Genomic DNA, 5,859 nt, shown 5'->3' with positions numbered 1-5,859 from the left:
GCCGTCGAGGCCTGTCTCGCCGTCGAGGCCTGTCTCGCCGTCGAGGCCGGTGTCCGGGAGGAGTACCTGCTCCAGCGCCGCCGCGCAGCCGCCGAAACCCGCCACGGGATGCCACCGGCCGGGGTCCGCGAACGCGGCGTCCGCGGCAAAGCCCAACGCCGTCCCGAGCGCTCGGAGCAGATGCCTGTTCATGAGTGCGCGCGGAGGGACTCGAACCCCCGACCGCTGGTGTGTAAGACCAGAGCTCTAACCGCTGAGCTACGCGCGCGAGAACACCGCCTCGGCGTGCGGGACGGTGTGCGACAGATTATCCCACCCCCCGGGGCGGTGGACCCCGGGGTGACCTGTCGGGGCGCCTCCGCCCCGAAGGGTGGCGACGGCGGATCCACTCGGCGCGACACCGGTCGGGAAACCTCTGGACAACCGTCCGTCTCCGCCGCAGAATCCCCCCATGACGAACCACCGGAGGACCGTCGGCTCGGCCATCGCGCTCTCGCTGGCGCTGACCGGGGCGACCGGGTGCAGCGCCGCCGACCGCGCGCTGCTCACCGCCCCGCAGTGTCCCGACTCCTCGGCGTCCCCCGCCCCCGCGCCGCGGGTTCCGGGACAGGCCGTCCTCCTCGGCGGTGTCGTCCGCAGTTCGATCCCGCCGGGCCCGATCCGGGGATGGGAGGACGTCGTCTCCGTGGCGGATGCCGGCCCCGTGCTGGCCGCGGTCCACCCTGACGGCACCGTCTCCGTGATCGGAGAGGATCACCGGGGGCTCCTCGCCGGCACGCCCGCCGGGCCCGCGGCGGCGCTGCCACAGAAGGTGCCCGGCGTCCGGGACGCCACCTCCGTGGCGGCGGTCGGTGGAGCGGTCCTCGCCACCCACTCCGACGGATCCGTGACCGCATGGGGCGACTCGTTCATCGCGAGCGGGGGCCACCGCGGAGCCGAGCGTCAGCAGCCCACCCCGGGCCCGGTCCCCAAGGTCGAGAACGTGATCGAGGTGGCCGACGGGCAACTCAACGTCCTCGCCCTGCGCTCCGACGGCAGGGTGCAGGGGTGGGGGATCAATCTCACCCAGGTGATCGGCGAGCCGGACGGGACGCTGGTCCGCACGATCCGGGACGTCCCCGGTGCCGTCAGCGTGGCCAACCCGGGAGGGGCCGCCGTCATCGCCACCAGCACCGGAGAGGTGTGCGCGTGGGGCAACAACGTCCACGGACTGCTGGGCGTCGAACCGCGTGGAGGTCAGAGCCCGCGGGCGGTCAGGATCGAGGGGCTGACCGACATCGTCCAGGTGGCCGGCGGAAACGATTTCGCGCTCGCGCGGGATGCCGACGGGCACGTCTGGGCGTGGGGACGCACCGTCTCCGGGATGCTCGGCGACGGGGACTCCGAGGACACCTCCACCGCCTCGCCGCAGCAGGTGGTCGGCGTGGCGCCGATGGAGTGGATCGGCGCCTCAGGTGCCTCGTCGTACGGGATCGACCGGACGGGAAACCTGTGGGCCTGGGGCGGCGGCCTCCGGGCTGCCCCGTACGCCGGCGAGGACCGGCGCCCCTACCGCGTTCCGCTGCCGGGGCCCGCCCAGTCGGTGTCCGGCGGGGTCGTCCTGCTCGGACCGGACGGCTGACCGGCGACCGGGCGGCCGACCGACAGGGCGCCCGGACACGGCTCCGGTCCCGCGTGCCCGCACGGTGCATGAGAGAACACCGGCACCTCCGGTGCCGGTGTTCGTGAGATCAACTCATCCCGGTTCTGGTGCCCGACCGCCGGGCGGCCGAGCACCCCCGGGGGGTGCGATCACAACCGCGGAACGTCGTTCTACTTCCGCGGAATGCTGTTCTTCCGCAGCGCCAGGCGGCTTCCCGCCCAGTCCCCCAGGGCCGCGGTGCGGGTCTGGAGCATCCCGGCGGTCTGGGCCGACTCGGCGATGACCGAGGGCTCCACGTGGCCGTCGTTCCCCGTCTTGGGGGTGAGGACCCACACGGAACCCTCCTCCGCCAACGGGGTCACGACGTCCATGAGCCTGTCCACCAGGTCGCCGTCGCCGTCGCGCCACCAGAGCAGTACCGCGTCGACGATCTCGTCCGTGTCCTCCTCCAGCAGCTCCGACCCGACGGCGTCCTCGACGGCCTCACTGATCGACTCGTCACAGTCGGAATCCCATCCGACCTCCTGAACGAGCATGTCCTTCGTCAGTTCGAGCTGACCAGCAATCTGATCCGCCCCGTCCTGCTGGTTCGCCGCGGCGACCACCGTGGTGTTCCTCCCTCGTATCCGACTTCGTTCGTCTTGGTCTTTCGCTGACACGGAACACTACCCGCGCACCCTCCCACGGGAAACGACTACCGCCTATTTGGGCGGTCAGAGCGCAGCCCCGTGTCGCGCATCACGCTTTGGGGCACAATCAGAGGAAGTCATGGGCCGACGACGGCCCGTGGCCGGTCGACCTCGCCATCCGCCACACACCCGCGGCGCGTGCGGTCGACCGGACACTGCACCCCGACATGTGTGGTGACCCCACCGGGTCGCCGCTGTACGTATCGCAGAAGTGAGGACGAGACGCATGACCGAGACCGTAGGCACCCGAGATGGTTCCGCACCCACCAACGTGCCGGTCCTCCGGGAGGGGGTCGCGTCCTATCTCGCGGACTCGGACCCCGAGGAGACGCAGGAGTGGATGGACTCCCTCGACGGCATGCTCGCGGAGGCGGGCCCCGAGCGGGCGCGCTACCTCATGCTCAGGCTCCTCGAGCGCGCCTCCAAGCAGCGGGTTCCCCTTCCGGCTCTCACCTCATCGGACTACGTCAACACGATCCCCACCAGCCTCGAACCCGAGTTCCCGGGCGACGAGTCGGTGGAGCGCACCTACCGGCGCTGGATCCGCTGGAACGCGGCCATCATGGTCCACCGCGCCCAGCGGCCCGGCATCGGTGTGGGCGGCCACATCTCCACCTACGCGGGCGCGGCCCCGCTGTACGAGGTCGGCTACAACCACTTCTTCCGCGGCAAGGACCACCCCGGGGGTGGTGACCACATCTTCTTCCAGGGGCACGCCTCACCCGGCATGTACGCACGCGCCTACCTCGAGGGTCGCCTCCGCGAGCACGACCTCGACGGGTTCCGGCAGGAGAAGAGCCACCCCGGACGCTCACTTCCCTCCTACCCCCATCCCCGCTGCCTACCCGAGTTCTGGGAGTTCCCCACGGTGTCGATGGGCCTCGGGCCCATGAACGCCATCTATCAGGCGCGGTTCAACCGCTACCTGCACAACCGCGGGATCAAAGACACCTCCCAGCAGCACGTGTGGGCGTTCCTCGGCGACGGTGAGATGGACGAGGTCGACTCGCGCGGAGCCCTGCAGGTGGCCGCGAACGACGCGCTCGACAACCTGACCTTCGTCATCAACTGCAACCTCCAGCGCCTCGACGGCCCGGTCCGCGGCAACGGGCAGATCGTCCAGGAGCTGGAGTCGTACTTCAGGGGCGCCGGATGGAACGTCATCAAGGTCGTGTGGGGCCGCGAGTGGGACGCGCTGTTCGAGAAGGACACCGAGGGCGCGCTCGTCTCCCTCATGAACTCCGTCTCGGACGGTGATTACCAGACGTTCCGCGCCAATGACGGCGCCTGGATCCGCGAGCACTTCTTCGGTCGTGACCCCCGCACGGCCAAGCTCGTCGAGGACATGACCGACGACGAGATCTGGGCCCTCCGCCGCGGCGGGCACGACTACCGGAAGATCCACGCCGCCTACAAGGCGTCGCTCGAGCACACCGGTCAGCCCACGGTGATCCTCGCGCACACGGTCAAGGGTTTCGGTCTGGGCCAGAACTTCGAGGGACGCAACGCCGCGCACCAGATGAAGAAGCTGACGCTGGACGACCTCAAGCTGTTCCGCGACAAGCAGCTCATCCCCATCACGGACGAGGAACTGGAGGCCGACCCGACGCTGCCCCCGTACTACAACCCGGGGCCCAACTCGCCGGAGATCCGCTACATGCTCGAGCGGAGGAACGCGCTGGGCGGGCACGTGCCCGAGCGGCGCCAGACCTTCACCCCGCTCTCCGTCCCGGACATCGATTCCCTGGCCTCGCTCCGCAAGGGTTCGGGAAAGCAGTCGGTCGCCACCACGATGGCCCTGGTCCGCACCTGCAAGGAGCTCATGCGGGACGAGTCGCTACGCGATCGTCTGGTCCCGATCATCCCGGACGAGGCGCGGACCTTCGGGATGGACTCGTGGTTCCCCACCCTGAAGATCTACAACCCGCACGGGCAGAACTACACCTCCGTCGACCACGACCTCATGCTCAGCTACAAGGAGTCCAAGACGGGCCAGATCATGCACGAGGGGATCAGCGAGGCCGGGTCGGTGGCCGAGTTCACCGCCGCCGGCACCGCGTATGCGACCCACGGTGAGCCCATGATCCCGCTGTACATCTTCTACTCGATGTTCGGTTTCCAGCGCACCGGCGACGCCATCTGGGCGGCCTCCGACCAGCTCGCCCGCGGGTTCCTGCTCGGCGCCACCGCCGGCCGAACCACCCTCACCGGTGAGGGGCTGCAGCACATGGACGGCCATTCACCGCTTCTCGCCGCCACCAACCCGGGGATCATCTCGTACGACCCCGCATGGGGTTTCGAGCTCGCCCACATCATGCGCGCGGGGATCGAGCGGATGTACGGGCCGGGCGCCGCCCATGAGAACGACACCGACGGGATCGACCGCAACGTGTCGTACTACATCACCCTCTACAACGAGCCCGTCCCGCAGCCGCCGGAGCCCGAGGATCTGGACTCCGACGCCCTGCTCCGGGGCTTGTACCTCTTCCGCAAGGCCGAGAAGGGCGCGCACAAGGCCTCGATCCTCGCCTCGGGTGTCGCGATGTACGCGGCCGCCGAAGCCCAGAAGACCCTGGCCGAGCGGTGGGACGTGGCCGCCGATCTCTGGTCGGCCACCTCGTGGAACGAACTGGCACGGGACGGTTACGAGTGTGAACGCCACGAGCTCCGACACCCGGATCAGCATGCCCGGACCCCGTTCGTCACCGCATCTCTCGAAGGCAGCGAGGGACCGAAGGTCGCCGTGAGCGATTACCAGAAGGCGGTGCCGGACCAGATCCGCGGATGGGTCCCCGGTGACTTCACCGTCCTGGGCACCGACGGATTCGGGTTCTCCGACACCCGACCGGCTGCGCGTCGCTTCTTCAACACCGACGCCGAATCGATCATCGTCGCGGTCCTCGCCGGGCTGGTCCGCGAGGGCAGCCTCGAGAAGCGCACCCTGCTCGAGGCGGCCCGCCTGTACAAGATCGACGACGTCATGGCGGCGCCCGAGCCCACGACGGATCCCGGGGTGGCGTGACCGAGACGACCGGACCCGCGGCGGGGGCCGGGCCACAGACCGTACAGCCGTCACGGCGCCGATCCGCGAGGGCTCCGGATCAGCGACCGGTCTCGGATGCGCTACTCAAGCGCATCACCCGGTACTCGGGGACCCTGTCGACGGAAGCGGTCCGGTCCCTCGAGGAGGACCTGCCGTTCTTCGCCGGGCTGTCCGCCGACCAACGGGCGGAGATCCAGCTGATCATCCAGAGCGCCGTGCGCGACTTCGTCACCTGGATGCGCAACCCCGAGGCCCCGCACACCGACACGATCGCGGGGTTCAAGCTTCTACCCAAGGGCCTCGGTCAGGGCCTGTCCCTGCAGGAGACCGTGCAGCTCGTCCGCTCCACGTGCGAGTACTTCGAGCTGGTCATGCCGCGGATCACCCACAACGAGCGCCAGCGCGGGCTCATGATCGCGGCGGTGCTGAAATTCGGTCGCGAGCTCGGCTTCACCGCTGCCTCGGTGTACGCGGCCGCCGCCGAG

3 protein-coding genes, 1 tRNA gene and 2 pseudogenes are annotated in these 5,859 nt (G+C 69.7%); 3 read left to right on the top strand and 3 right to left on the bottom strand.

Features of this window, described 5'->3' with window-relative positions:
* Window positions 1-192, bottom strand: a pseudogene (locus tag G6022_RS08070) (hypothetical protein); the annotation flags it as partial.
* A 3-nt stretch (window positions 193-195) separates the two neighbouring features.
* Window positions 196-268, bottom strand: a tRNA-Val gene (locus tag G6022_RS08065).
* 183 nt (window positions 269-451) lie between these two features.
* Between G6022_RS08065 and G6022_RS08060 the strand changes: the two genes are divergently transcribed.
* A complete protein-coding gene (locus tag G6022_RS08060) occupies window positions 452-1,621 on the top strand; it encodes an RCC1 repeat domain-containing protein (RefSeq protein WP_182691330.1) in 1,170 nt (389 codons plus the stop codon).
* 191 nt (window positions 1,622-1,812) lie between these two features.
* Here G6022_RS08060 and G6022_RS08055 read toward each other — a convergent pair whose 3' ends face one another.
* Entirely contained in the window at window positions 1,813-2,247 is a 435-nt protein-coding gene (locus tag G6022_RS08055) for a DUF3052 domain-containing protein (RefSeq protein ID WP_182609628.1), read from the bottom strand.
* A gap of 310 nt (window positions 2,248-2,557) precedes the next feature.
* On the opposite strand from G6022_RS08055, the gene aceE reads away from it, so the two are divergent.
* Together aceE and G6022_RS08045 are read left to right on the top strand one after the other, a co-directional pair.
* Entirely contained in the window at window positions 2,558-5,353 is a 2,796-nt protein-coding gene (gene aceE, locus G6022_RS08050) for a pyruvate dehydrogenase (acetyl-transferring), homodimeric type (RefSeq protein WP_179524990.1), read from the top strand.
* Window positions 5,350-5,859: pseudogene (locus G6022_RS08045) on the top strand (PucR family transcriptional regulator); the annotation flags it as partial. The gene aceE and the pseudogene G6022_RS08045, both read left to right, overlap by 4 nt.

This window comes from Dietzia sp. Cai40 (assembly GCF_014145165.1).
Classification (GTDB): Bacteria; Actinomycetota; Actinomycetes; order Mycobacteriales; family Mycobacteriaceae; genus Dietzia; species Dietzia natronolimnaea.
Note: the sequence above shows the minus strand (reverse complement) of the source record. Positions and strands in the feature narration are given on the sequence as shown.

Bases quoted from the DNA above. Each gene is read 5' to 3' on its own strand.
- G6022_RS08060 (WP_182691330.1), top strand. From the start codon at position 452: ATGACGAACCACCGGAGGACCGTCGGCTCGGCCATCGCGCTCTCGCTG.
- aceE (WP_179524990.1), top strand. From the start codon at position 2,558: ATGACCGAGACCGTAGGCACCCGAGATGGTTCCGCACCCACCAACGTG.